Consider the following 24224-nt stretch of genomic DNA (forward strand, 5'->3'; position numbering starts at 1 on the left):
GCTCGTGCCATGATCGCCCGCGTGAATGAATGGGCCTACAACGACCGTCCTGACGGTTTCCGCCCCCTGCCCGACCGGATCGCCGAGCCCGCGCGCGGGGAGATCGAGGACGAGATCTGGTCCTGGATCGTGCGCGGACAGGCCGACGCCGGAGAGTTCCTGGAATACCTCGAAGGCGACGAGCTGCGCGAGGGCGTCACCGACGAGGAGCTCACGGCGGCGTACGAGAAGGCCCTCGACGTCCGGCGAGCCCAGCAGCGCGAGTGGGGTGTGGTGCGGAGCAACCTGACCGCCGCCTTCGCCGAGCTGAACCAGCTCGGCGTGCTGGCGAGGGAGGACTTCACCTGCTGCGGCACCTGCGCGGCCACCGAGATCCACGACGAGCGCGACGAGTCACGGCACTGGCACGGGTACCTCTGGTACCACCAGCAGGACACCGAGTCCCTGGTCGCCAGCTCCGACGGCTCGGTTTACCTCGGGTACGGCGCATTTCAGCCCGCGGACTTCGACAAGGCCGCCTACGACGCCCTGTCGAAGAAGAAGCAGCGGTCCCGGTACGAGGCCGACGTCGAGCGCATGCTGGACGACCTGGTCTTTCCGGTGCTCCGCCGCCACGGCATGCATGTCGAATGGGACCGGGACCAGGCCACCCGGATCCTGCTCACCGGCGCGAACTGGTACGCGCCCGTCGCCTGAGGCCGGCCCGCGCTTGCCGCGGACCGGGCCACCAGCGTCTCGTGCAGCGGTCTAGGTCCGCCGACGGCGTGCCCCGATGAGCAGGGCTACGCCCACGGCGAGGAACGCGGCGGCAACCGGCAGGATCGAGCCCGGCCCGGTGATCGGCAGCGATCCGCCGCTCCCCCCGGCAGCAGCCGTCGGTGTGGCCGACGGCGTGCTCGGCGGCGTGGAGGGGGTATCGGCCGACGGGTTGATGATGAAACGGGCGACGTTGTTCGCCGGTACGCCGTCGTCGGGAACGACGGTCGTGCCGGTCACCGCCGCGTTCGCCAGGTCGTCGTCGAGGCGCAGCTCGAACGGAAACGCGATGGTGCCGGCCGCGGGAATCTCCCGGGGGCTGCGGCAGTCGTACACCGCCGGGTCGTCGGCCGCCGGCTTGCAGCCGTCCGCGGCGGTGACGACCGCAGCACCGGCCGGAACGGCGACGCGCAGCAGCGGCTGCCGCGGCCGGCTGGCCGGCTCCGTCTCGGGCCATGGCTGCGGGAGATTGATGCTCATCGCGCCAACGTTGCGCACGGTGAACACCGGCCGGACGATGTCGCCCTTCGCCGCCGTCACCCCTGACTCCGAGGTCACCGCGACATCCGGGGCAGCACCGCCGGTGATGTCCATGAGGACCCAGTACGTCGTGCCGCTCCGGGTCCGCGGCGCGTCGGCCGGCAGCGCACCGAGCGGCGGATCCAGCACGAGGTCGGTCCCGCCCCCGCCCGCCGGGTGCTCCGGCAGGGCGTCCCAGGAGTAGACCCCCGGGATGATCTGATGCGGATACCGGTCCACGACCCGATAGGGCAGGACCAGCCGGTAGGCGGTGTGCGGGGCGAACGTACCGGCGAAGTCGCACGCCAGGCGCGCCGCCTCGGGGTGGTAGCAGTTGGCGGCGTCGAACAGCGGCGTGAGCCGGGACTCGCCCAGGGCGAGATCGATGCTCGCGCCGTAGACCGGCGAGTCACCGTCGTTGCGGACGGTGAAGACGGCATCGACCCGGTCACCCGCCGCACCGGAGATGGTGACGTTGCCGTAGGTGAGCGAGTTGCCGGCCGGCGGGGCCGCAGCAGCCGGCCCACCGGGCAAAAGGGACCCTGCGGCGAGCAACAACGCGCCCAGCCGTCCAAAGTGAGTAAGCAAGATTTCCCCCGTACGAGTGACAAGACCGCCATCGTAAAGGATCTTGCAGTTCCCGGAGACCCCGTCAAATCCATTGACATTGTCGCATCCTATGACTCAATCTGTTGAGACAACAGTTGCGACATTCGGAGGAGGCGGCATGCACCCGGCGGAACACACCGAGGTCGAGCGGTGGCTGGCCCGGCACGGCTTGGCCGACGCCGAGCCCACTCCACTGCTCGCGACAAGGCTGGCGGTGCGGCGGCGCGCCAAAGTGGCCGACGCCCTCCTGCTGGCCGCGTTCATGATGGGCGCGGCACTCACCCACGCGCTGGGGCTACCCACCACCGTCACGTCCTCGTGGTTGCTGCTGCTGGTGCTGGCGTCGCTGGCGGTCGGCCTACTGGTGGCGCAGTGGCTGCTCGGCTGGTGGGTGCGGCGCGTCGACCAGCGGGCCGGTGCGCAACTGGCCCGGCGCGTCGCCCACCCGGCCGAGCTCGGCTGGCCGGCGGTGCTGGGCCGGCCGCACGCCGTCTTCGCGGTCGCGACCTTCGCCGGCGCGTTCCTGCTCGCGCTGAGCGTGCTGCCGATTCCGGACTCCGGCCTGCGGAACGGAGCGATCTTCGTGCTGATCGGCCTCGCCTGCGCCGGCGTCGGCACCGTCCTACAGCTACGCCAGGTGCTGGCGAGCCCGGCCGTAGCGGACGACGAGGCCTCCCTCACGGCCGACGTCATCATGCGGGTCGAGGACGCCCGCGCCCTGGTGACACCCAGCCTGGTGTGGACAATGCCGGCCATTTTCCTGTACGGGGAGTCCCTCGGCTGGTGGAACGCGGTCGCACTGGCACTCGTGGTGACGGGCGCCCTCGCGCTCTCCCTGATCCAACTCCGCGCCACCCGCGTCGGAACGGCGGCACGGCGAGCCCTGGCGACCCGATGATCGTCATCGACGCGGCCTCGCCGATGCCGCCGTACGAGCAGCTCCGCGCCCAGCTCGCGCGGCAGATCCAGGACCGCACCCTCGCCGTCGGCACACGATTGCCGACGATCCGCCGGCTCGCCGCCGACCTCGGCCTCGCCGTGAACACCGTCGGCCGCGCCTACCGCGAACTGGAGGAGGCGGGCCTGATCGAGACCCACGGCCGCGCCGGCTCATTCGTCTCAGCCGCCGGCGAACAATCCCGCGAACAGGCCCACCGCGCCGCCCGCGACTACGCTGCCGTCATCACCAGCCTCGGCATCCACCCCACCGAAGCAATCCAAATCGTCGAAGCAGCCCTGGGCCACGCCCCAACCCCATAAACCCCCACCCAGCCGCCATCGCGATCAGTGGCCCAGCGACATGGACGCGCGTCGCTAGCATGCGATGCATGTTCGACGATGAGTCGGCGAGCGAGGCGCTGGAGCGGATCGACGACTGGGAGCGATCTATTGCTCGCCGTGCCGAGCAGGCTCAGGCGCTCGCCCGGCGAGCAGCGGAGATGTCGGCCACGGCACGCAGCCGGGACGGGCTGGTCGAGGTCACCGTCGGCGCCGAGGGCCAGATCGCGCGCTTGCACCTGGACGAGCAGACCCGGCAGCAGCCGGCGGCGGCCACCGCGAGGCAGATCATGCAGACGCTGCGGGCGGCCCGGGCACAACTGATCCGTCAGTTCGACGAGGTGACGGCCGAAACGGTGGGCGCGGACAGCGAAACCGGCCGGATGCTGACGGCCGGGCTACGCCGCCGCCTCGGTGACGAGGCTCCATGAACGAGTCGGGCGCGTTCCAGGTTCACGCCGGTGACCTCGTGGCGCATGCCGGCGAGGTCGACCGGATCGGTGACGGGCTGACCACCGCGGCACAGGCCGGGCAAGCCGTGCAGACCGACACCGGGGCGTACGGACAGCTGTGCCAGTTCGTGCCAGCGCTGCTCAACGGCCTACAGCAGGCGATGGTCGATGGCATGACCACTGCGGCCGCCGCCGCCCACGACACCGCGAACTCACTGCGCACGGTGGCCGCCGCCTACGACACTGCCGACGCCGGCGCCGCCGAGCGGTTGCCGAACACGCCATGAGGCCGCCGCTGGTCGCCGCCGCGAACTCAGGTGCGGCCACCGACCCGTTGGCGGGGGTGTGGATCGCCGAGGACATCGAGACGATCTTGGCCGGCGTCAAGAACGGCAGTTGGGTGGACGTCACGCTCGGCGCCGTCTCGGCGGGCCTGGACGCGCTCGCCCTCATCTCCGACCCGATCGGCGGTCTGCTCCAGTACGGCGTCGCCTGGATCATCGAGCACGTCAAGCCGCTGTCGGAGGCGCTGGACTGGCTGGCCGGCGACCCGGGCCAGATCGCGGCGCACGCGCAGACATGGCGCAACGTCGCGGGCGCCCTGAACAACCGCTCGGCTGACCTGGCCCGCGCGGTGCGCTGGGACACCAGCGAGTGGCAGGGCAGCGCCGCAGCGGCGTACCGCACGTGGGCGGGACAGCAGAAGGACGCCGTCGCCGCCCTGGCGGGCGCCGCCGAGACCATGGCCGCGATCACCGAGAGCGCCGGGATGCTGGTGGCGGGCGTACGCCTGATGGTGCGTGACGCGATCGCCGTGCTGGTGTCCCGCCTGATCTCGTACGCCGCCGAGGAGGTCTTCAGCCTCGGCCTGGCCACACCCCTGGTGGTCGAGCAGGTCAGCACCCTGTGCGCCTCGTGGGGAGCGCGGATCGCGGGATGGCTGCGCGGGCTGGTGCGCAGCCTCGAACACCTGCGCGGCCTGACCGGAAAGCTGGGCTCGGCGATCGAGGCGATCAAAAGGCTGCTCACCCGCCTCCACCGCGGCCGTGGAGGAGGCCCGACCACCCCGTCCGGCAAGCCCGATCCCGGCCGCAGCCCGCGCGGACGCCGCACCGACGCGCACCCCACGAAGAAGAAGGACGGTCCGCTGCGGCGGGAGAACGAGTCGGCCGACGCGCTCTCGCGGCACGGCTACGACGTCGAACAGAACCCGCCGCCGAAACCGAACGGCAAGGAGCCCGACTACAAGATCGAGGGCGAGTACTTCGACAACTACGCGCCGAGCAGCAAGGACCTCGACAACATCCGGGATCAGGTGAGTGGAAAGGTGAAAGACGGGCAGGCGGACCGGATCGTGCTCAACCTCGACGACTGCCCCCGGTCGATGGAGGAAATTCGGGATGTCATGGAGCGCAAACCGATCGCCGGACTCAAGGAAGTCCTCGTAGTGAAGGATGGCAACGTCGTGCCGTTCTACCCGTTCTCCTAGTGACGATCCCGCCCAATTCCGGAAGGAACGTGATGGCGACCGAGTACACCTACTACAGCGCGGTAGATCTGGACACCGAGAGCCTGCGGTCCAGGGTGGCGGCGGTGCTCGGCGCGACACTCTCCCAGGACGGCTCGATGTTTCGAGACGGGTTGTGGGTGAGCGCTCACCGGGTGGAGCCCGGCGGGGAGGCGACGGCGCCTCGCCTGTTCGGTTTCCCGCATCGGGCGACCGTGTCGTTCCGGTTCTCCTCGACCAGGCACGACCTGGAGGACCACAACACAGCACTCATGGTGGGCACCGTCCTCAGCCTCGCTCCCGCCGACGGAGTGTTGTTGTTCAACGGCGAGGAGGCCGTCGTGCGAATCGTCGAGGGCGAGGCGATCTTCGCTGCGGCCTGGGGGGACTGGGACGACATGCCCGAAGTCGCCGCGCTGAGGAGAGCACACAGAGTCACACCGCTCCCCCAGCCCTTGCTCTGATCTGACAACCGCACCCAAGACGGCAAGGCCCGGGGGCTCAGGGACTCGTGGAGGCGATCAGCTAGATCGGGGTGACTCCCAGACGCATTCATCGAAACGGTGCGGCCTTGGCGGGAACATCGCCGTGACGAGCGTGACAAGGCCGGCCAGCAAGAGGGTGGCGTACAGGGCGGGGATGGCGCGGAACCAGTCGGACTCACCCTCCCAGGGGTTGAATGTCCACGACGGCGGGCCCGAGACGGCCCTGATGCCGTGCTCCCCTTCCGGCACCAAAGCGGCGAGGACTCCCGTGCCGCCGTCGGCGACATCCTGAGACAGCATCAGTCGTACTCTTTCCGGAGCAGACCCCAGCAGCGGAGGTAACACGAAATACGCCCGAATTTCCGCCGCCTCGGCGGGGTGGTAGGTATTCCAGATCGCGTTATCGATCCTGGGCTGGAACAACTTGTTGTCTTCCAAGTTGTACAGCCCGGCAACCGCCAGCATCGTGATGGCGAAGAGCCCCACGCCTGCCTGCCGGCGTAAGCGGCCCGACACCAGCAAAGCGTTGGCTGCCAGCACCAGCGCGGCGACGACGACGGCAGCGGAAAGCAGAGTCAGCAGCCTGGGAGCCAAATCCGGCGGCACATCCCAGGGCTCCGACTTGAACCTCGATGACCAGGTCAAAGCCTTACGGACCGCCCTCGCCGAGCTTGCCCGGCCGGGTGCGCCGGCCGCGGACCCTAACCTCGGCGGGACATGACCTGACGAACTCGGCCTGCCGCGCCGGACGGATAGGGACGACAAGGCGGCCCGGGGACGTCCGGCAAGACGCGGTTGGGCGGGGGCACGTGTCGCCGCTGGTCGCTGAGGCCAGGAGCGACAGCGGCGGCGCCACCCTGGTGGGTGATGCCGCCGCTTCGAGCGAACCCTCCCCCGCCGTCGCGGGTTCAAGTAAGCCCTCTCTCGTGGAGGTGCCGGGAATCGAACCCGGGTCCTTCGCTGCTTTGTCAGGGCTTCTCCGAGCGCAGCTCACTATGCCTCTACTCGGCCCCGGCGATCACGTGAGCAAGTTGCCGTGACGGGCCCAGTCGCTGATTAATCTCGCCGTGCGGACCCCGCGACCGGATCCGGTTGGCCAACCTCCTAGCTGATGCCGGTTACTGGGCCGGAGGTACTCCCAGACCGACAGACTCCGCTACTCGCCTCAGGCGGCGAGAGCGTAAGAGTCAGCGCTGTTCTGCTTGGCGCTTATAAATTTCCGACGACCGATTCTCGAGACGACGTCGGCTTCCTCGGCTCGCTTCCCCTGTCTCCACGTACGAAGTCGAAACCAGTCACCCCCCAGTCATGTACCCGCACAACTCTAACGTGTCCGGGCCGACGCTTCACTCCGGTATCAGTCCAGCCGGCACGGCGTGCCGTCGACCGTGCAGCCGGAGGGCTGAATCCTGTTCCTGGTCTGCTTGGTCGCCTCGAAGCCGAAGCTGAAGGAGGCGCCCGGTGCCAGCGGGCCGCCGGTCAGCACGTTGGTGTCGCCCTGGCGGTCTAGCTGGGCGTTCCAGGCGTTGGTGATCCGGACCTCGGCCCGCGAGTCGTAACTCACGGTTACCGTCCAGTTTCGGGCTGTCGTGCCCGTGTTCGTCACCCGGACCATGGCGACGAAGCCGCGGTCCCAGCTGGCACCCACCGCATACCGGGCGGTGAACGACGCGGGCGGCGGGGGTGCCGGCTTCGGCGGCGCCGGCTTGGTCGTCGCCTTCTCGGTCGGCTTCGGCGAGGCCGTGGTCGTGGTCGGGCGGGCCGAGGACTTCGATGGCGTTGGGGAGGCGCTCTGCGCCGCGGACAGGGTCGGCGCCGCGGACTGCGACGCCGAGGCCGCCGGGGAGCTCCAGGGGATCACCGAGGGGCTGTTCTCGGTCTCCGCGACGGCGATGGGTGGCTGCACCATCAGCGGCGTCCCGAGTTGCTCGTCCTGGGTCGGTCCGACCGCGCGCACGGCGACCCAGGCGACCATGACCACGAGGAGCGTCGACGCCCCGCCGATGAAGCCGTACCGCCGCAGGGGATAGGGCGTGGAGTGCTTGGCGGACAAACTGCGGTCCCTTCGCGCGACGGGTGGCCGCGGCGACATTACCCGTCAGTCCATGCCTTTGCTACGGCGACCCATCGCCTTGTTGATCTCCCGCTGGGCGTCCCGGTTGGCGAGGTCCTGGCGCTTGTCGTACGACTTCTTGCCCTTGGCCAGGCCGAGCTCGACCTTCGCGTACCCGTTGTTGAAGTAGACCGAGAGCGGGACCAGGGTGAGGCCGTCCTCGCGGAGCTTGCCCAACAGCTTGTGGATCTCGGCGCGCTTGAGGAGCAGCTTGCGCACGCGCCGGGGCTCGTGGTTGGTCCAGGTGCCCTGCGTGTATTCCGGGATGTGCATCCCGTGCAGGAAGATCTCGCCGTTGTTCTCGTGGCCGAACGCGTCGACCAGCGACGACCGGCCGGCGCGCAGCGACTTGACCTCGGTGCCGGTCAGCACCATGCCGGCCTCGTAGGTGTCGAGGATGGCGTAGTCGTGCCGTGCCTTGCGGTTCGAGGCCACGACCTTGCGCCCCTGTTCGCGCGGCATCGGTGCCCCCTGCGGGTGTGAAAGGGAAAGGTCCGGCCGAATGTTACCCGCGGACCATCAGCAGAGGCATCCGGGTAAATAGTTCAGCGGGTTCTTGGGCGTGCCGTCGAAGCGCGTCTCGAAGTGCAGGTGGAAGCCCGTGGAGGCACCGGTGGTGCCGACCCGGCCGATGACCTCGCCGCGCCGGACGAACTCGCCGACGTGCACGAGGATCTTGGACTGGTGGCCGTAGCAGGTGGAGAAGCCCCGGCCCTGTCTCCTGCCGTGGCTGATGCACGTGTAGTTGCCGTACCCGCCGTTCCAGCCGGCCTGGACGATCCGGCCGCTCGCCGCCGCGTGGATCGGGGTGCCGCCGCCGGCGGCGAAGTCGGTGCCCGCGTGCAGTTGCCAGACCCGGTAGTACGGGTCGAATCGGCTGCCGAAGTCGCTGGATTTCCAGCCGTTCACGGGCATCAGCAGCTTGCCGCCGAGGTACTCGCCGTGCCCGGTCTTCTTGTCCCAGACCCGGAGCGCGTCCTGGATGCGGGCCTCCTCGGCCTGGGCGGCCTCGTACCGGGCGAGCACGGCGGCGCGCTGGGACCGGGCGGTGGTCAGCGCCGCGCGGCGGCTCTGCGACAGCCGGATGATGGCGGCACGGGCCTGCTGGGCGGCGACCTGTGCGGTCTTGGCGGCCGTGAGCCGCTCCGCGGCCTTGCGCTCGGCCTCCTCGGCCGTCCGCTTGGCGAGCCCGGCCCGGTCCTGTTCGGTACGGGCCTCCCGCCGCGCCACCAGGAACTGGTCGACGCTCTCCTGCTGCTTGCGCATGACCTGGTCGACCATGCCGAGGCGGTCCATGGCGTCCTGCGGGCCGCGGGCGCCGACGAGGACGTTGATGGCGGCGAAGTTGCCGCCCATGTACGACGCGGCGGCGATCTCGCCGACCCGGTGGTGTGCCACGTCGAGGCGCTTCTGCGCCTGCGCGAAGCGTCCGGCGGCGCGGCCGTAGGTGGCGCGGGCGATGTCGGCCCGGCGGCGGGCGGTGCCGGCCTCCACCGAGGCGGCGACGACCAGGCCGCGGGAGACGGCGACCTTGTTCCGGGCCGACGGCAGCGCGGCGGTCACGGCCTCCAGGCGGCGCGCGGCGCTGCGGGCGGTGACGGTGGCGGCCTCGAGGATCGCCTCCGCCCGGTTCACGGCGTGCGCGGCGCGCCGGGCGTCGTCCTTCGGGTCGGCGGCCGCGGCGCCGGGCGCGGCGAGTACGAGTCCGGCGGTGCAGAGCGCGCTCAGACAGGCGGCCAGGGCGGCGGTGAACCGGCGATGTCGACGACGAGTGGGCTCCACGAAGAGTCACCGTACTCCGACTATTAGTGACAATCCCCTAGATCACGCCGTTAAACGCCGGAAAACCATAATCGCCGCGCATCACCCGAAAGGGATGCGCGGCGACCGGAGAAACGAAACAGGCGCTAAAGGCCTCAGACCTTCAGGTAGAACCGGAGCGTGATCCAGGCGGTGATCGCGCTGACGCCGGCGCCGACGCCCGCCAGCAGCGGCAGCATCAGCCACACGTTGCCGTTCGGGATCGGGGTGAGCACGTTCGTCAGCGCCTGCAACCGGCCGTCGAGCAGCACGACCTTGCCGACGAAGATGAACACGAAGCCCAGGACCGCGCCGATCAGGCCGGCCACCACCGCCTCGAGCACGAAGGGCGCCTGGATGAACCAGTTCGAGGCACCCACGAGCTTCATGACGGCGACTTCGCGCCGCTTGCTGTACGCCGCGACCTGGATGGTGTTTCCGACGAGCAACAGCGCCGCCAGCGCCATGAAGCCGGCCACCACCAGTGCCATCACCTGGATGGCGTTGAAGATCTTGAAGACCTTGTCCAGCAACTCACGCTGGTCGACGATGTCCTGGATGCCCGGCAGGTTCTTGATCTGTCCCGAGAACGCCTGGTACTGCTCCGGGTCCTTCAGCTTGACCCGGAACGACTCCGGCAGGCTGTCCGGACCGACCGACTTCACGAAGTCGGGCGAGTCGCGCCAGAGCACCTTGAACTTCTCGAACGCCTGCTCGCGCGTCTCGTAGGTCTTCGAGAGCACCAGCGGGTCGGCTTCGATCGCCTGGTTGATCGCGGTGCGCTGCGCCTCGGTGACGTCCTCACGCAGGAAGATCGACACCTCGATCTCACCGTAGTAGTAGGTCTTCATCTGGTCGACCTGCATGTACATCAGCACGCTGGCGCCGAGCATGGTCAGCGAGACCGACATGGTGATGATCATGGCGATGGTCATCGTGACGTTGCGCCACAGACCGACCAGCACCTCGTTGAGGACGTACTTGAAACGCATCGGGGGTTCCTTCCGGGACTCCGCGGCTTACATCAAGAAGCAATGGGTGTCGGTGCCCGGCTGTCAGCCGTAGACGCCGCGGGCCTGGTCGCGAACGATCCGTCCGCTCTCGATCTCGATGACCCGGCGGCGCATCTGGTTGACGATGTTGGAGTCGTGGGTGACCATCACGACCGTCGTGCCGGTCCGGTTGATCCGGTCCAACAGGCGCATGATCTCGATGGAGGTGTCGGGGTCGAGGTTACCGGTGGGCTCGTCTGCCAGCAGGATCAGCGGCCGGTTGACGAACGCCCGGGCCACGGCGACACGCTGCTGCTCACCACCCGACAACTCGTGCGGGTAGCGGTGCTCCTTGCCACCGAGCCCGACCAGTTCGAGAACCTCCGGCACCACCCGGCGGGCGACGGCCTTGGTCTTGCCGATCACCTCTAGGGCGAAGGCCACGTTCTCGTACGCGGTGCGGTTGGGCAGCAGGCGGAAGTCCTGGAACACACAGCCGATCGAGCGCCGGAAGTGCGGGATCTTCCACGACCGCATCGTGGTGACATCCTTCGCGTTCACCACGACCCTGCCGCGCGAGGGTGCCACCTCGTGCAGCAGGAGCTTGATGATCGTCGACTTGCCGGAACCGGAGGGGCCGATGAAGAAGACGAACTCACCCTTCTCGATACCGACGCTGACATCGTCCAACGACGGCCGAGACGCCTTCGGATACGTCTTCGTCACGTTCTCGAGCTGAATCACGGGTCGAGAGTCTACGCGGTGTAACGAAAACTCCAACCCCGGCGGTCAACGGATTTTCGTGCGGATGGTGCCGACAAGGCGGCCCTCCCCCATGCGGGCAGCCCGGTTCACCGTCCCGGAGGGCGCCGCCTGACCGTTCGTTCAGGCGGCGCGTCGCGCACCGTCAGCCCTTGATCTGGGTCTGTTTGCGCCACCTGATGCCGGCCTCGATGAACTCGTCCAGCTCGCCGTCGAAGACCGACGAAGGGTTGCCCGTCTCCTGCTCAGTGCGCAGATCCTTGACCATCTGGTACGGGTGAAGGACGTAGCTGCGCATCTGGTCACCCCATGATCCGGTGGTGTCCTGCTTGAGGCCGGCCATCTTCGCCTCCTCCTCCTGGCGCTTGCGTTCGAGCAGCCGCGCCTGGAGCACCCGCATCGCGGAGGCCTTGTTCTGAAGCTGAGATTTCTCGTTCTGACATGTCACGACGATGCCCGTCGGAATGTGCGTGAGGCGCACAGCGGAGTCGGTCGTGTTAACGCTCTGTCCACCGGGCCCGGACGAACGGTAGACGTCGACCCGCATCTCATTGTCCGGAATGTCGATGTGGTCGGTCTGCTCGACCACCGGCATCACCTCGACGCCGGCGAAACTGGTCTGCCGGCGGCCCTGGTTGTCGAACGGGCTGATCCGGACCAGCCGGTGGGTGCCCGACTCCACGCTGAGCGTCCCGTAGGCGTACGGGACCTTGACGGCAAAGGTGGCCGACTTGAGGCCCGCCTCCTCGGCGTAGGAGGTCTCGTAGACCTCCGTTGGGTAGCCGTGGCGCTCGGCCCAGCGCAGGTACATCCGCATCAGCATCTCGGCGAAGTCCGCGGCGTCCACGCCACCGGCGCCCGCGCGGATGGCCACGACGGCCTCGCGGGAGTCGTACTCGCCGGAGAGCAGGGTGCGGACCTCCATCTCGTCGACGGCCTTGGTCAGCGAGACGAGCTCGTGGCCGACCTCCGCGACGGAGTCCTCGTCCCCGGCCTCCTGCGCCATCTCGAGCAGCAGTTCCGCGTCGTCGATGCGCTGCCGCAGGCGCTCCATCCGGGAGATCTCACCGGTCAGGTACGAGAGCCGGGAGTTGACCTCCTGGGCGCGCGCCTGGTCGTCCCACAGGTCGGGTGCGGAGGCCTGCTCCTCGAGCTCCGCCCGGTCACGGCGCAGCTTGTCCACATCGAGGACGTTCTCGATGTTGCGCAGGGTGGCGTCGAGGGCTTTGAGCTGTTCAGGAAAGTCGGCTGCACTCACGACTGTCGAGAATACGCCGCCCGGCCGGTCAACCGGCCGGGCGGCCGGTAGTTCGTGAATCCGTGATTACTCGGCAGGGGCAACCTTGAGCCAGCTCAGGGCCGCCTTGTGGTACGCGACCGCGAACTCGAGGGCGGCCGCGCCATAGGCGTCGCCCGCCTTCTTGGCCTCCTTGGCCTGCTCGCGCGCCATCGCGAGAGCCTCGGCGTGATACTCGTTGGCGCCCGTGTAGAGCGTCTTGAGCTGGTTGCCGGAGTGCTGCTGGCCGAAGGCGACCCGCAGGGCGACCGGATTCCGGATCGCGTCGCGGCCCGGGGACTCGGTCAGCCACCGGCTGAAGGCACGCTTGCCGGCGGCGGTGATTGCATAGGGCTGACTGGACCGTGGTCCTGGCTTGCCAAGACGGACGAAGCCCATCTCGGCGAGCACCGGCAGTTCGCGGTAGACCTGGCTCCGCGTCATCGACCAGTACGGCCCGAGGCGGCGTTCGGCAGCCGCCATGAGCTGTCCACCGGTCATAGGGCCCTCGTGGAGCAGGCCCAGCAGGGCGGCAGCCGTGGGATTGATTTGAGAGTCGGGCATGCCTTCTAAGCTGCCACTTTGTCGTCGCGGCGTCCAGGATTTCGCCCGATCCGTCCAATTTGCGTCTCCACAAGCGACTGTCCCGCACAGACAGTCCGACCACGAGGGTCGGGACCGGGCGTTTTATCGGTGCGGGGGACTCTCGCCGGGTACAATGGTTCACGAAAACGGTCAGACGGCGCTCCGGGGCGGTAACCACCACAAAGGTCCCATAACTCGGATCGATTCGCGGTGGGCCGCCACGTGAAGAACACGCAGCGGCCCCCAAAGCGCGATAATCAACCCATATGGGGATAACGCCACTCGGTCGGAGCCTCGAAAGTTTCCTTGATCGTCCGGGGCGAGACCCACCGGTGCAGGTTCAGCACCGAGCCGGCCTTGTCGTTCGTGCCGCTGCCCCGGGCACCGCCGAAGGGCTGCTGCCCGACGACCGCACCGGTCGGCTTGTCGTTGATGTAGAAGTTGCCCGCCGCGTTGCGCAGGGCGCCGGCGGCCCAGTCGACCACGGTACGGTCGGTGGCGAAGATGGAGCCCGTCAGTGCGTACGGTGAAACGGACTCGGCCTGCGCGACCGCCGCCTCGAAACCGCCGTCATCGTAGACGTGCACGCCGAGGATCGGCCCGAAGTACTCCGTCGTGAACAGCTCGTGCGCCGGGTCGGACGACTCCACAAGCGTCGGCGCGACGAAGAAGCCCTCGCTGTCGTCGGCCGTGCCGCCCGCAAGCACGGTGCAGGAGGGGCTGTTCTTGACCCGGTCGAGGGCCGCGGCGTGCTTGGCGAAGGCCCGGCCGTCGATCACCGCACCGCCGAAGGTGGACAGGTCGGTGACATCGCCGTACCGGATGGACGCGACGGAGGCCGCGAGCCGGTCGCGCAGGCCGCCCTCCCAGATGGAGCGGGGCACGTAGGCCCGCGACGCGGCGGAGCACTTCTGGCCCTGGTACTCGTACGCGCCGCGGATCAGCGCGGTGTGCAGCATGTCGGCGTCGGCGCTGGCGTGCGCGAAGACGAAGTCCTTGCCGCCGGTCTCACCGACCAGCCGCGGGTACGTCTTGTAGCGGTCGATGTTCGACCCCACCTCGCGCCACAGGTGCCGGAAGGTGGCCGTCGAGCCGGTGAAGTGGATGCCGGCCAGGTCCGGGTCGGCCAGCACGACGTCGGAGACGGCGAGCCCGTCGCCGGTGACCATGTTGATGACGCCCGGCGGCAGGCCGGCCGCCTCGAAGAGCCGCATGGTGAAGTGCGCCGCGAACTGCTGGGTCGGCGACGGCTTCCAGACCACCGTGTTGCCCATCAGCGCGGGCGCCGCCGGCAGGTTGCCCGCGATCGCGGTGAAGTTGAACGGGGTGATCGCGTAGACGAAGCCCTCGAGCGGGCGGTGGTCGAAGCGGTTCCAGACGCCGGGCGACGACAGCGGCTGCTCGCCGAGGATCCGCTCGCCGAACGCGGCGTTGAAGCGCAGGAAGTCGATCAGCTCGCAGGCCGCGTCGATCTCCGCCTGCTGTACCGACTTCGACTGGCCCAGGATCGTCGCGGCGTTGAGGGTGTCGCGCCAGCCGCCGGCCAGGAGCTCGGCGGCGCGCAGGAAGACCGCGGCGCGCTCGCTGAACGGCAGGGCGCGCCAGCCCGGCGCCGCCCGCTTGGCGGCCGCGACGGCCGCGCTGGCGTCCGCGTGGGTGGCGTTGCCGGCGACGCCGAGCACGTGGCGGTGGTTGTGCGGCTGCACGACGTCGATCCGGTCGCCGCCGCCCATCCGCTGCGCGCCGTCGATGGTCATGCTCAGGTCCAGCCGCTCGCCGGCCATCGCGTCCAGTCGCGCCCGCAGCGAGTCCCGTTCGGGGCTACCGGGTGCATAACTGCGAACCGGCTCGTTTCTCGGCTCCGGCACGGCAAGCAGGGCGTCCATCACGTACTCCTCGACCTCGTGGGTTTCTCGCATGTGGTGACATCGTGTGTCGCGCTCCATCCTCGCACGCAGCGAACGCCCTGGCCGGGGCCTCGGTGCGCACCACGGGCCGCGTACCCTGAGGCCCATGAACGAGGCGGACAGCGAGGTCAAGGCGGCCGGAAGCGCCCACGACGGCCCGGAACGGGCGCCCTCCAACGGCGTGCTCCTGGCGGCCGTCGGCGCCCTCTGGATGGCCGGGATGCTGTGGTCCGCCCGGGCCACGATCACCGGGCGCGCGGACGCCGAGATGGAGGTCACCTCCACCGCGTACGCGATGCCCGGCGCGGTCTCGGCGAGCCTCGTCGCGGGCGCGGCCGTCGCGCTCGCCGTCCTCGCCCTGCTGGCCCGCGCGGGCCGGACCCCGGGCGTCACCGTCCGGTTCGCCCTCGCGACCGGGACCGGGCTGTGCATCGGCGCGCTGGGCGCGCTCTCGATCATCACGATCAACACCGAGGGCTGGCTGTACGCGGTCGTCGGCGGCACCGTGGCGGCCGCGGCGACGATCGGCGGCGCGCTGGCGGGCCTGCGCAACACCCGGGTGACCGCGGCGGCGTGCTGGGGCGCGGTGGCCGTCTTCGTGGTCGGCGTCGTGCTCAGTTTCCTGCAGGACTCGCTGCTGCCGGCGCTCGGCGCCGGTGACACCGCCGAGTCACAGGCCGGCGCGGCCGGCTGGTTCAGCCTGCTCCAGTCCGTCCTGGGCGGCCTGGTGGGCGCCGTCGTGGCCTACCGCGTGCTGCGCCGGGCCCGCGGCCGCAGCGGCGAGGACGTCGGCTGGCCGCTGTACGCCCTCGCCGGCGCGGGGCCGGGCCTGCTGCTGATGGTCGGCGAGGTGCTGACCCGCACGGCCGGCGCCCGCGTGCTCGAGCTGGCCGGCAAGGTCAGCGAGCTGGAGCTGACCGTCCAGCAGATGCTGAGCACCGCGCGCCTCAACAGCGCCCTGATCGTCACGTTCGTCGGCGCGTTCACGGCGATCATCGCGGTGGGCCGGACCATGGGCGGCCCGACGGCCGCCGAGCCGGAGCCGGAGACCGGGACCGGGCCGGAGACCGAGGCGGTGGCCGACCCCGACGAGATCGAGCGGGACGCGCGCGCCGAGGAGCCGCAGACCGTACCGTCGGGCAAGGACGACTGACCCGCTCAGAGCAGCTCGTCGAGCTCGCTCACGGCGTACCACTCGAGCTCGTGGTCCTCGGCGCCGTCGACGGTGAACTGTGCGTCGGGATCGCCGGCCAGGGCCTCCTCGACCACCTCGGCGGCCGCGCCGACCTCTTCCGCGGCGGCGACGCCGTCGACGTGGATCGACGCGACCTCCTTCAGCGAGATCGCCTGCGGCAGCCGGACCGTGCTGGACCCCAGCTCGACGTCCTCGCGCACCAGGGCGGTCGAGTCGACGTCGGCGGAGACGACGACCCGGCGGCGCGGCGCGGCGGGGTCGTGCCGCAGCAGCTGGAGGGCGGCCTGGGCGGCGCGGGTGAACGCCACGTACTCCAGCTCCTCCTCGTCGCCCTCGGCGTACCACTCGCGCAGCGCCGGGGTGACCGCGTGCGCCACCGCCGGGCCCGCGCCGAGCTGCCCGGAAACCCGCATGTCGGCCAGCATCGGCACGGTGGCCGGTACGTAGACCCGGACCAGATCGGTGATCGGCACTCTTCCCCCTGCGGTCGCCCGTCCCCCGTAGTACACCGCCGGGGAGGCTACCGGAGGCACGTTTCCCGGGTCGTGTCCCTTTCGGTGTTTTTCAGCATCCGCAGGCGATGACCAGCGGATCGGCGTCGCGCGCCACGTCACCGGCCGGCGTCCGCAGCGGGAAACCCTCGCGGACCCAGTACTCGGCGCCGCCGATCATCTCCCGGACCTGGTAGCCCCGCAGCGAGAGCGCGAGCGCCGCCTTTGTCGCGCCGTTGCACCCGGGCCCCCAGCAGTACGTCACCACCGGCACCGCCGGGTCGAGCACCTCGGCGGCCCGGCCGGCGATGTCGGCGCCGGGCAGATGCACCGCGCCGGGTAGGTGGCCCTGCGCCCAGGCGGCGGCCGACCGGGTGTCTACGAGGACGAAGCCGGGTGTCGGGGTCGTCATCGCGGCCTGCACGTCGGCCACGTCGGTCTGCGTGGCGAGCCGCTCGGCGAAGAGCTCGGCGGCCCGCTCGGTGGTCATCTTCATGACCAAGACGCTATTGGCGCCAAGACGTCCGGGGCACCGCCGGAACGCTGCAATGGATTGTTCCCGCGCTCGAATCAACGGTAGTTTCCCGCCATGCCCGTGGATCCCACACTCGACCGGACGGACTGGCGCCTCCTGGCGGAGCTCCAGCGCGACGGCCGGGCCTCGTACGCCGACCTGGCCCGGGTGGTCGCGATGTCCCCCAGCGCGGTGGCCGAGCGGGTCCGCCGCCTCGAGGAGGCCGGCGTCATCGCCGGCTACCGCGCCGCGGTGGACCCGGAGCGCGTCGGGCTACAGGTGATGGCGTTCGTCCGGCTGCGCTACCCGACCGGCAACTACCGGCCGTTCCATGCCCTCCTGGAGACCACGCCGGAGATCATCGAGGCCCACCACGTGACCGGCGAGGACTGTTTCGTCCTGAAGGTGCTGACCCGCTCGATGCGCCACCTCGAGGAGGTCACGGGCCGCATCTCGGGCCTGGGCGCGGTGACGACGAGCGTCGTCTACTCGAGTCCGCTGCCCGGCCGCGCGCTCTCGGCGGGAGAACCAGGACAGCCACCGCAGGCAAACGGTGGCAAACTACTGTCACCGGAGGATTAGGGAGATCAGGCGTGGAGTCCAGGTTCATGCTGCTGTCGGACGTGGCGGCCGAACTGAACGTCTCGGACTCGCAGGTCTATCACATGGTCCGCAGCGGCGAACTCCCCGCGATCAAGATCGGCGGGCGCGGGCAGTGGCGGGTGGAGCGCGCCCGGCTCGAACAGTACATCGAGCAGAAATACGCCGAAACCGCCGCCTGGGTCGAGAACAATCCGCTCACCGAGCGCGACCTCGACTGAACGGACGGTTGTCCACAGCCTTCCCGCCCGGCATTGACGCGCCTCGACCCGCCGCGTCAGACTCGCTATCACAGGCAAACGAAGGCAAACGCAAGGATTGGCGGGCGCATGTCGACGATCGAGGTGACGAGGCAAGGTCCCAGACCGGCGATCAGACTCCGCCCGGCGCCCCGCCGCGAGCCCCTCTTCGACGACGAACGGGACCCGGCGAGCCTGCCGTCGCCGGACCAGCTCGCCCTCGACTGGGCGCACCTGATGGCGGCCGGCGCCCGCCCGGCCACGGCCGCGGAGCCACCGCCGCCGGTGACCCGCACCGTCGTGTCCGGCGTCTCGGCCGACGCCAAGCTGGCGGTCCGCCGCTTCGTCAAGCTGTGCGTCGAGGTGTTCAACGGCTACCGCCCGCCGGCGCACCTCCGCCGGTTCTCCCAGCCGCGCGAGGCCGCCACGGTGGTGGCGGAGGGCCTCTCGGGCGCGCAGCGGGTGGCCGGGGTCAGGCCGGCCTCCTCCGGCCGGCCGCGCCCCCGCCGCCCGGCCCCGGTGGCCGTGCTCAGGCTGCGGCTGTGCGAGCCCCGCGCGGGCGCCGTCGAGGCGGCGGTGGTCCTGATGATCGCCGACCGGGTCTGGGCCATGGCCCTGCGCCTGGAGCTCCACGAGGCCTCCTGGGTGGCGACCGCGCTCCGCCTGATCTGAGCGGCACCCGGGGCGTCCGCCGAGCACCGCGGGCGGCGGCCGCCCTGGGACTCACCCCGCGAACGGGACCGGCCCGCAGGCGAAGCGCCTGCGGGCCGGGAAAAGCGGAGTGGATCAGACGGCGCCGGGGGCGCCGTGGCAGCGCTTGTACTTCTTGCCGGAGCCGCAGTAGCAGGGCGCGTTCCGGGACGGGCCGTTGCTCGCTTCGGCCTGGCCGGAGGACGGCCGGGCGCGGTGTGCGCCGGTGTGCGCCGGCCCGGCCGGCACGATGGGAGACCCGCCGAGGCCGAGGGCGGGAGCCTGCTGCTCCTGGACCTGCGGGGCGCCGGCGCCGGCCGCGCCGTCGATCGTCGGAGCCGTGTACTGCAGCCCCTGCGGCCGGCGGTTGCCGCCCAGGCCCTTGGCCCGCACCTCGACGCGGGACTCGTCGGCCGACTGCGAGCCCGGCAGCGGAACCGCCTGCGTCGGGTCGACCGTGACGGTGGGCGTCTCCTCGACCTGCACCTCGAGGTTGAAGAGGAAGCCGACGGCCTCCTCCTTGATGCCCTCCATCATCTGGTTGAACATGTCGAAGCCCTCGCGCTGGTACTCGACCACCGGGTCGCGCTGGGCGTACGCCCTCAGGCTGATGCCTTCCTGGAGGTAGTCCATCTCGTAGAGGTGCTCGCGCCACTTGCGGTCGATCACCGCGAGCAGCACCTGCCGCTCGAGCTCGCGGACCGCCTCCTCGCCCAGCTCCTCCTCGCGGGCCGAGTAGGCCGCCAGGGCGTCCTTCTTCAGCTCCTCGATCACGAACTCCTGATCGAGGGTGCCGCGCTCGCCGCCGGACTCCTCGACGAGCTCGTCGATGGTGACGCCGACCGGGTAGAGGCGCTTGAGGCCGACCCAGAGCTGGTCCAGGTCCCAGTCCTCCGCGTAGCCCTCGGAGGTGGCCGCCCTGACGTAGTCCGCGACCACGTCGTTGATCATGTGCTCGGCCTGGTCGTGCATGTCCTCGCCGTCGAGCACGCGCTTGCGCTCGGCATAGATGACCATGCGCTGCTTGTTCATCACCTCGTCGTACTTGAGGACGTTCTTGCGGATCTCCGCGTTCTGACCCTCGATCTGGGTCTGCGCGCTGCGGATCTGCCGGGTGACCATCTTCGACTCGATGGGCACGTCCTCGGGGATGTTGAAGCGCTCCATGACCGCCTCGACCGCGCCGGCGCGGAACCGCTTCATCAGGTCGTCCTGCAACGACAGGTAGAACCGGGACTCGCCCGGGTCGCCCTGCCGGCCGGAGCGGCCGCGCAGCTGGTTGTCGATGCGCCGGGAGTCGTGCCGCTCGGTGCCGAGCACGTAGAGCCCGCCGGCCGAGATGACCTCGGCGGCCTCGGCCTCGCAGGCCTCCTTCCAGCCCGGAAGGATCTCCTCGAGCACCTTCGCGTACTCCTCCGGCTCCTCGACCGGGTCGAGGCCGCGCTGGCGCAGCTCGCTCGCCGCGAGGAACTCGGGGTTGCCGCCGAGCAGGATGTCGGTGCCGCGGCCCGCCATGTTGGTGGCGACCGTGACCCCGCCCTTGCGGCCCGCCTGGGCGATGATCGTCGCCTCCTGCGCGTGGAACTTCGCGTTCAGCACGCTGTGCGGGATGCCGCGCTTACGCAGCAGCGTCGAGAGGATCTCGGAGTTCTCCACCGAGACCGTGCCGACCAGCACCGGCTGGCCCGTCGCGTGCCGCTCGGCGATGTCCTCGATGACCGCGTTGAACTTGGCCTTCTCGGTCTTGTAGATGACGTCCGGGTGATCGATGCGGATCATCGGGCGGTGGGTCGGGATGGAGACGACGCCGACCTTGTAGACCTGGTTGAACTCGCCGGCCTCGGTCTGCGCCGTACCGGTCATGCCGCCGAGCTTGTTGTAGAGCCGGAAGTAGTTCTGGAGCGTGACGGTCGCCAGGGTCTGGTTCTCCTGCTTGACCTCCACGCCCTCCTTCGCCTCGATGGCCTGGTGCATGCCCTCGTTGTAGCGCCGGCCGTGCAGGATGCGGCCGGTGAACTCGTCGACGATCAGGACCTCGCCGTTCTCGTCGACGATGTAGTCCTTGTCCTTGCGGTAGAGCTCCTTGGCCTTGATGGCGTTGTTCAGGTAGCCCACCAGCGGCGTGTTCACCGACTCGTAGAGGTTGTCGATGCCGAGCCGGTCCTCGACCCGGGCGACGCCGCGCTCGGTGATCGCGACGGTGCGCTTGGCGTGGTCGACCTCGTAGTCGCCCTCGCCGTCGGTGCCCTTCTGGAGGCGGCCGACCAGGGCCGCGAACTCGCCGTACCAGCGGGCGGAGTGCTCGCCCGGGCCGGAGATGATCAGCGGGGTGCGCGCCTCGTCGATCAGGATCGAGTCGACCTCGTCGACGATCGCGAAGTTGTGGCCGCGCTGCACCAGCTCGCCGGCCGACCACGCCATGTTGTCGCGCAGGTAGTCGAAGCCGAACTCGTTGTTGGTGCCGTACGTGATGTCGCACTCGTAGGCCGCGCGGTGCTCGGCGGACGGCCGGTTCGGCAGGATCACGCCGACGCTCAGGCCGAGGAAGACGTGCACCCGGCCGACCCACTCGGCGTCGCGCTGCGCGAGGTAGTCGTTGACCGTGATGATGTGCACGCCGTCGCCGCTGAGCGCGTTGAGGTAGGCGGGGAACACGCCGGTCAGGGTCTTGCCCTCACCGGTCTTCATCTCGGGGATGTTGCCGAAGTGCAGGGCGGCGCCGCCCATCAGCTGGACGTCGTACGCACGCTGGCCGAGCACCCGCCGGGCGCCCTCGCGGGCCACCGCGAACGCCTCGACGAGCAGCGAGTCGAGCGATTCGCCGTCGGCGTAGCGCTCCTTGAACTGCTGGGTCCAGTCCCGCAGCTCGTCATCACTGAGGTCGGTGTACTCGTCCTCGATCGAGTTGACCGCGTTAGCGATCGCCTTGAGCCGTCGCACCATGCGGCCTTCGCCGGCGCGTAGGAATTTTTCCAAAATCGACACGGGTCAACGCTCCCCTAGACGGTCTGCCGAACCATCGTAGGCGTCTTCTCTGGGCGACCGTGACCCGAGCCTCCAGCTAAACTCGCGAAATGGTCTAAAAGGGGTAAGAAGTTCGCTGAGAGCGCATCCGCGGGGGCGCTGCAACCTTTTGGCGGCCTGGGGCGTGTCGGGCAGGATGGCCGCGTGGAGACGGTCCAGATCCGCGCCGGCGAACTGCTCCTGCGGCCCTGGCGGCCGGACGACGCCCCGGCGCTGCACCGGGCCTGCCAGGACCGCGAACTGCACCGCCGGGTCTCCGGGCTGCCCTGGCCGTACGAGGCGGCGGACGCCGAGGCCTTCGTCGGCGGCCTCGCGCCGCGCCTGCTCGCCGCGGGCACCGCCCTGCACCTCGGGATCTTCGACCCGGCGGCCGGCGGGGAGCACGCGCTGGCCGGCAGCGTCGCCCTGAACGCGGTCGACCGCGACGCCGGCACGGCCGCGCTCGGCTACTGGTCCGCGCCCTGGGCCCGGGGCAACCGGGTCACCGAGCGCGCCGCCCGGGCGCTGCTGGGGTGGGCCTTCGGCGACGAGGGGCTTGGCCTGGCCCGCGTCGACTGGCGTGCCACGATCGGCAACCACGCCTCCCGGCTCACCGCGCTCCGGCTCGGCTTCCGGATGATCGGCGAGCAGCCCGCCGGCGGCGGGGCCGGCCGGGAGAAGTGGCTGGCCGCCCTGCTGCCCGGCGACCTCACCGCCGCGGGCACGGACGTTCCCGATCATGTACGCCGGGCGGCGCGCACGTTCGGCGCGGCGCACCCGGCGCTGCCCGCGGGGGCGCTCACCCTGCGGCCGCCGGAACAGCGCGACCTGTCGCGCATCGTGGCGACCCGCAGCGACCCCGACGCCGTCCGGTGGCTCGATGTGCCGCAGCCGTACACGGAGGCGGACGCCGGCGTGCACGTCGGCCGCAACGTGCCGTACCGGTGGGCCCGGGGCACCGAGGCGGTCTTCGCGATCGCGGACGAGACCGGCGCGTACGCGGGCTCGATCGATCTCCACCTCCTTCCGCACGATCCGTCGGTGGCCGAGGTCGGCTACCTGGTCTCACCGTGGGCCCGCGGGCGCGGCTACGCGACCGCGGCCATCCGGGCCGTCTGCGGCTGGGGTTTCGAGGCACTCGGGCTGGCCCGCATCCAGTGGCGCGCCGAGGTGGGCAACCTTGCCTCGCGAAGGGCGGCGGAGAAGGCAGGCTTCACCATGGAGGGCATGCTGAGGCAGGCTCTGGAGATCAACGGAGTGCGGCGGGACTGCTGGGTCGGTTCGCTGTTGAAGGGTGAGTCGGCATGATCGTTCCCACTATCCCGGGCCAGGGCGTGCGCCTGCGCGGCTTCGCCCAGCGCGACGTCGACGACCTGCTGGCCGGCTACGCCGACCCGGCGGTGCAGCGCTTCCTGCCGCCGCTGCCGGTGCCGTTCACCCGCGCGCAGGCCGAGTCGTACGTCGGCGACGTCGCGCCCGGCATGTTCGCCTTCGGCGGCGGGCTCTACGCGATCGCCGACCCGGTCACCGACCGCCTGCTCGGCGGCGTCGGCCTGGACAAGGTGGTGCCGAACCGGGGCCAGGCCGAGCTCGGCTACTGGGTCGGCCCGTGGGCGCGCGGGCGCGGCGTGGCGACCGCGGCCGTCCGGGCGCTGACCGAGCACTCCTTCCACACCGGCGTGGAGCGCATCGAGCTGCTCACCCACCGGGAGAACCCGCTCAGCCAGCGGGTCGCGCTCGCCAACGGCTTCGGGCTCGAGGGCGTGCGCCGCGGCGTGCTGCCCAACCGCGACGGCGGCAGGGACGACCTGCTCGCCTACGCGCGGCTGGCCGGCGACGAGCCCGGGCCCGCCGAGCGGGCCTTGCCGGACCTGCCCGGCGGCGAGCTGACCGACGGCGTGGTGACGCTGCGGCCGCTGGCACCCGGCGACGTCGACTTCATCGCCGAGCTGCACGGCCTGGAGGACGTCGTGGCGACCACCGTGCCGCCGGTGGCGCCCAGCCGCGACAAGATCCTCCGGCGCTGCGCCTGCGCGCAGTCGCACTGGCTGGCCGGCGAGCGCGCCGACCTGGTCATCGTCGACGCCGCCACGGGCACGCCCACCGGCGACATAGGTCTGTACTACCAGGAGCCGAGCACCGGCCAGGCGATGATCGGCTACAGCATGATGCCGGCCTGGCGCGGGCGCGGTTACCCCACCCGGGCGGCCCAGCTCGTCTCGTTATGGGCGTTCGCCGAGACGGGCATCGCGCGGCTGATCGCCGGCGCGCTGCCCACGAACCTGGGCTCGCAGCGGGTGCTTGAGAAGGCGGGATTCAAGCGCGAGGCATACCTGCGGTCGCGGCTGCCGGGCAACGATGGCCGGCGTAACGACGACGTGCAGTTCGCGCTGGTGGCGGAGGACCTGCTGACGGATGGTTCGCGCCTCGACGGCTGACGCGCGGGATGGC

Annotated in this window: 26 protein-coding genes and 1 other RNA gene; 13 read left to right on the forward strand and 14 right to left on the reverse strand. The window is 70.3% G+C overall.

Going from position 1 to position 24224, the window contains the following annotated elements; genetic code table 11:
• Window positions 1–21: 21 nt before the first annotated feature.
• On the forward strand, window positions 22–696 hold the full coding sequence (locus tag BJ971_RS34170) for a DUF6891 domain-containing protein (RefSeq protein WP_203709736.1): 675 nt from the start codon (window positions 22–24) through the stop codon (window positions 694–696).
• A gap of 51 nt (window positions 697–747) precedes the next feature.
• Here the strand turns inward: BJ971_RS34170 and BJ971_RS34175 are convergent, their stop codons facing one another.
• Window positions 748–1863, reverse strand: coding sequence for a hypothetical protein (locus BJ971_RS34175; RefSeq protein WP_184997431.1), 1116 nt, complete (start codon window positions 1861–1863; stop codon window positions 748–750).
• A 139-nt stretch (window positions 1864–2002) separates the two neighbouring features.
• Here BJ971_RS34175 and BJ971_RS34180 point away from each other — a divergent pair, with 139 nt between their 5' ends.
• The 6 genes from BJ971_RS34180 to BJ971_RS34205 all read left to right on the forward strand — a co-directional run bounded on the left by BJ971_RS34180 (window position 2003) and on the right by BJ971_RS34205 (window position 5585).
• Window positions 2003–2782: a hypothetical protein gene (locus tag BJ971_RS34180; RefSeq protein ID WP_184997432.1), complete on the forward strand. Its 780-nt coding sequence runs from the start codon at window positions 2003–2005 to the stop codon at window positions 2780–2782.
• Window positions 2779–3144 carry a GntR family transcriptional regulator gene (locus tag BJ971_RS34185; RefSeq protein ID WP_184997433.1) on the forward strand — a complete coding sequence of 122 codons (366 nt, stop codon included), beginning with the start codon at window positions 2779–2781 and terminating at the stop codon, window positions 3142–3144. Before BJ971_RS34180 ends, BJ971_RS34185 begins: the two co-directional genes overlap by 4 nt.
• A gap of 68 nt (window positions 3145–3212) precedes the next feature.
• Entirely contained in the window at window positions 3213–3593 is a 381-nt protein-coding gene (locus BJ971_RS34190; protein ID WP_184997434.1) for a YbaB/EbfC family nucleoid-associated protein, read from the forward strand.
• Window positions 3590–3901, forward strand: a complete 312-nt coding sequence (locus BJ971_RS34195) for a type VII secretion target (protein WP_184997435.1) — start codon at window positions 3590–3592, stop codon at window positions 3899–3901. The genes BJ971_RS34190 and BJ971_RS34195 overlap by 4 nt, the downstream gene beginning before the upstream one ends.
• Window positions 3898–5103 (forward strand): CdiA C-terminal domain-containing protein, encoded by a 1206-nt coding sequence (locus BJ971_RS34200; RefSeq protein ID WP_184997436.1) that lies wholly within the window; start codon window positions 3898–3900, stop codon window positions 5101–5103. The genes BJ971_RS34195 and BJ971_RS34200 overlap by 4 nt, the downstream gene beginning before the upstream one ends.
• Before the next feature lie 32 nt (window positions 5104–5135).
• Window positions 5136–5585 carry a SitI3 family protein gene (locus BJ971_RS34205; protein ID WP_184997437.1) on the forward strand — a complete coding sequence of 150 codons (450 nt, stop codon included), beginning with the start codon at window positions 5136–5138 and terminating at the stop codon, window positions 5583–5585.
• A 57-nt stretch (window positions 5586–5642) separates the two neighbouring features.
• Here the strand turns inward: BJ971_RS34205 and BJ971_RS34210 are convergent, their stop codons facing one another.
• From BJ971_RS34210 to pruA, 10 genes are all read right to left on the reverse strand, one after another.
• Window positions 5643–6251, reverse strand: coding sequence for a hypothetical protein (locus BJ971_RS34210; protein ID WP_184997438.1), 609 nt, complete (start codon window positions 6249–6251; stop codon window positions 5643–5645).
• 279 nt (window positions 6252–6530) lie between these two features.
• Window positions 6531–6909, reverse strand: a transfer-messenger RNA (tmRNA) gene (gene ssrA / locus BJ971_RS34215).
• Between the two features lie 54 nt (window positions 6910–6963).
• On the reverse strand, window positions 6964–7659 hold the full coding sequence (locus BJ971_RS34220) for a cellulose binding domain-containing protein (RefSeq protein WP_184997439.1): 696 nt from the start codon (window positions 7657–7659) through the stop codon (window positions 6964–6966).
• A gap of 45 nt (window positions 7660–7704) precedes the next feature.
• Window positions 7705–8181 (reverse strand): SsrA-binding protein SmpB, encoded by a 477-nt coding sequence (gene smpB / locus BJ971_RS34225; RefSeq protein WP_184997440.1) that lies wholly within the window; start codon window positions 8179–8181, stop codon window positions 7705–7707.
• Window positions 8182–8238: 57 nt separating this feature from the next.
• Window positions 8239–9501 (reverse strand): M23 family metallopeptidase, encoded by a 1263-nt coding sequence (locus tag BJ971_RS34230; protein WP_239087861.1) that lies wholly within the window; start codon window positions 9499–9501, stop codon window positions 8239–8241.
• A 134-nt stretch (window positions 9502–9635) separates the two neighbouring features.
• A complete protein-coding gene (gene ftsX, locus BJ971_RS34235) occupies window positions 9636–10511 on the reverse strand; it encodes a permease-like cell division protein FtsX (protein WP_184997441.1) in 876 nt (291 codons plus the stop codon).
• 63 nt (window positions 10512–10574) lie between these two features.
• Window positions 10575–11255 carry a cell division ATP-binding protein FtsE gene (ftsE, locus tag BJ971_RS34240; protein WP_184997442.1) on the reverse strand — a complete coding sequence of 227 codons (681 nt, stop codon included), beginning with the start codon at window positions 11253–11255 and terminating at the stop codon, window positions 10575–10577.
• A gap of 163 nt (window positions 11256–11418) precedes the next feature.
• The gene (gene prfB / locus BJ971_RS34245; RefSeq protein WP_184997443.1) at window positions 11419–12531 is read right to left on the reverse strand and encodes a peptide chain release factor 2; all 1113 of its coding nucleotides are present in this window, start codon (window positions 12529–12531) and stop codon (window positions 11419–11421) included.
• A gap of 66 nt (window positions 12532–12597) precedes the next feature.
• On the reverse strand, window positions 12598–13113 hold the full coding sequence (locus BJ971_RS34250; RefSeq protein ID WP_184997444.1) for a PadR family transcriptional regulator: 516 nt from the start codon (window positions 13111–13113) through the stop codon (window positions 12598–12600).
• Window positions 13114–13391: 278 nt separating this feature from the next.
• Window positions 13392–15020 (reverse strand): L-glutamate gamma-semialdehyde dehydrogenase, encoded by a 1629-nt coding sequence (pruA, locus tag BJ971_RS34255; protein WP_184999254.1) that lies wholly within the window; start codon window positions 15018–15020, stop codon window positions 13392–13394.
• A 127-nt stretch (window positions 15021–15147) separates the two neighbouring features.
• Here pruA and BJ971_RS34260 point away from each other — a divergent pair, with 127 nt between their 5' ends.
• Window positions 15148–16194 (forward strand): hypothetical protein, encoded by a 1047-nt coding sequence (locus tag BJ971_RS34260; protein WP_239087860.1) that lies wholly within the window; start codon window positions 15148–15150, stop codon window positions 16192–16194.
• A gap of 5 nt (window positions 16195–16199) precedes the next feature.
• On the opposite strand, the gene BJ971_RS34265 is transcribed toward BJ971_RS34260, so the two are convergent.
• Together BJ971_RS34265 and BJ971_RS34270 are read right to left on the reverse strand one after the other, a co-directional pair.
• The gene (locus tag BJ971_RS34265) at window positions 16200–16703 is read right to left on the reverse strand and encodes a DUF6912 family protein (RefSeq protein ID WP_377885585.1); all 504 of its coding nucleotides are present in this window, start codon (window positions 16701–16703) and stop codon (window positions 16200–16202) included.
• Window positions 16704–16800: 97 nt separating this feature from the next.
• Window positions 16801–17223: a rhodanese-like domain-containing protein gene (locus BJ971_RS34270; RefSeq protein ID WP_184997445.1), complete on the reverse strand. Its 423-nt coding sequence runs from the start codon at window positions 17221–17223 to the stop codon at window positions 16801–16803.
• A 93-nt stretch (window positions 17224–17316) separates the two neighbouring features.
• Here BJ971_RS34270 and BJ971_RS34275 point away from each other — a divergent pair, with 93 nt between their 5' ends.
• From BJ971_RS34275 to BJ971_RS34285, 3 genes are all read left to right on the forward strand, one after another.
• Window positions 17317–17823: an Lrp/AsnC family transcriptional regulator gene (locus BJ971_RS34275; RefSeq protein ID WP_184997446.1), complete on the forward strand. Its 507-nt coding sequence runs from the start codon at window positions 17317–17319 to the stop codon at window positions 17821–17823.
• A 26-nt stretch (window positions 17824–17849) separates the two neighbouring features.
• Window positions 17850–18062: a helix-turn-helix domain-containing protein gene (locus tag BJ971_RS34280; RefSeq protein ID WP_184997447.1), complete on the forward strand. Its 213-nt coding sequence runs from the start codon at window positions 17850–17852 to the stop codon at window positions 18060–18062.
• A 108-nt stretch (window positions 18063–18170) separates the two neighbouring features.
• Window positions 18171–18752, forward strand: a complete 582-nt coding sequence (locus tag BJ971_RS34285) for an Rv3235 family protein (protein WP_221478899.1) — start codon at window positions 18171–18173, stop codon at window positions 18750–18752.
• A gap of 114 nt (window positions 18753–18866) precedes the next feature.
• Here the strand turns inward: BJ971_RS34285 and secA are convergent, their stop codons facing one another.
• Window positions 18867–21755: a preprotein translocase subunit SecA gene (gene secA, locus BJ971_RS34290; RefSeq protein WP_184997448.1), complete on the reverse strand. Its 2889-nt coding sequence runs from the start codon at window positions 21753–21755 to the stop codon at window positions 18867–18869.
• A 183-nt stretch (window positions 21756–21938) separates the two neighbouring features.
• Between secA and BJ971_RS34295 the strand changes: the two genes are divergently transcribed.
• Window positions 21939–23081 carry a GNAT family N-acetyltransferase gene (locus BJ971_RS34295; protein WP_184997449.1) on the forward strand — a complete coding sequence of 381 codons (1143 nt, stop codon included), beginning with the start codon at window positions 21939–21941 and terminating at the stop codon, window positions 23079–23081.
• Complete coding sequence (locus tag BJ971_RS34300; RefSeq protein ID WP_184997450.1) at window positions 23078–24211, forward strand: GNAT family N-acetyltransferase; 1134 nt, start codon at window positions 23078–23080, stop codon at window positions 24209–24211. Before BJ971_RS34295 ends, BJ971_RS34300 begins: the two co-directional genes overlap by 4 nt.
• The last annotated feature ends 13 nt before the right edge of the window (window positions 24212–24224 follow it).

The sequence above is a fragment of the Amorphoplanes digitatis genome (assembly GCF_014205335.1).
GTDB classification, from domain to species: domain Bacteria; phylum Actinomycetota; class Actinomycetes; order Mycobacteriales; family Micromonosporaceae; genus Actinoplanes; species Actinoplanes digitatus.

What these genes read in the sequence shown, in the direction of transcription:
- BJ971_RS34250 (WP_184997444.1), bottom strand. Translation starts at nt 13,113, where the DNA reads ATGCCCGACTCTCAAATCAATCCCACGGCTGCCGCCCTGCTGGGCCTG.
- BJ971_RS34275 (WP_184997446.1), top strand. Translation starts at nt 17,317, where the DNA reads ATGCCCGTGGATCCCACACTCGACCGGACGGACTGGCGCCTCCTGGCG.
- BJ971_RS34300 (WP_184997450.1), top strand. Translation starts at nt 23,078, where the DNA reads ATGATCGTTCCCACTATCCCGGGCCAGGGCGTGCGCCTGCGCGGCTTC.
- BJ971_RS34270 (WP_184997445.1), bottom strand. Translation starts at nt 17,223, where the DNA reads ATGAAGATGACCACCGAGCGGGCCGCCGAGCTCTTCGCCGAGCGGCTC.
- smpB (WP_184997440.1), bottom strand. Translation starts at nt 8,181, where the DNA reads ATGCCGCGCGAACAGGGGCGCAAGGTCGTGGCCTCGAACCGCAAGGCA.
- BJ971_RS34285 (WP_221478899.1), top strand. Translation starts at nt 18,171, where the DNA reads ATGTCGACGATCGAGGTGACGAGGCAAGGTCCCAGACCGGCGATCAGA.
- BJ971_RS34195 (WP_184997435.1), top strand. Translation starts at nt 3,590, where the DNA reads ATGAACGAGTCGGGCGCGTTCCAGGTTCACGCCGGTGACCTCGTGGCG.
- BJ971_RS34180 (WP_184997432.1), top strand. Translation starts at nt 2,003, where the DNA reads ATGCACCCGGCGGAACACACCGAGGTCGAGCGGTGGCTGGCCCGGCAC.
- BJ971_RS34280 (WP_184997447.1), top strand. Translation starts at nt 17,850, where the DNA reads ATGCTGCTGTCGGACGTGGCGGCCGAACTGAACGTCTCGGACTCGCAG.
- BJ971_RS34185 (WP_184997433.1), top strand. Translation starts at nt 2,779, where the DNA reads ATGATCGTCATCGACGCGGCCTCGCCGATGCCGCCGTACGAGCAGCTC.
- pruA (WP_184999254.1), bottom strand. Translation starts at nt 15,020, where the DNA reads ATGGACGCCCTGCTTGCCGTGCCGGAGCCGAGAAACGAGCCGGTTCGC.
- BJ971_RS34200 (WP_184997436.1), top strand. Translation starts at nt 3,898, where the DNA reads ATGAGGCCGCCGCTGGTCGCCGCCGCGAACTCAGGTGCGGCCACCGAC.
- BJ971_RS34205 (WP_184997437.1), top strand. Translation starts at nt 5,136, where the DNA reads ATGGCGACCGAGTACACCTACTACAGCGCGGTAGATCTGGACACCGAG.
- BJ971_RS34260 (WP_239087860.1), top strand. Translation starts at nt 15,148, where the DNA reads ATGAACGAGGCGGACAGCGAGGTCAAGGCGGCCGGAAGCGCCCACGAC.
- ftsX (WP_184997441.1), bottom strand. Translation starts at nt 10,511, where the DNA reads ATGCGTTTCAAGTACGTCCTCAACGAGGTGCTGGTCGGTCTGTGGCGC.
- BJ971_RS34190 (WP_184997434.1), top strand. Translation starts at nt 3,213, where the DNA reads ATGTTCGACGATGAGTCGGCGAGCGAGGCGCTGGAGCGGATCGACGAC.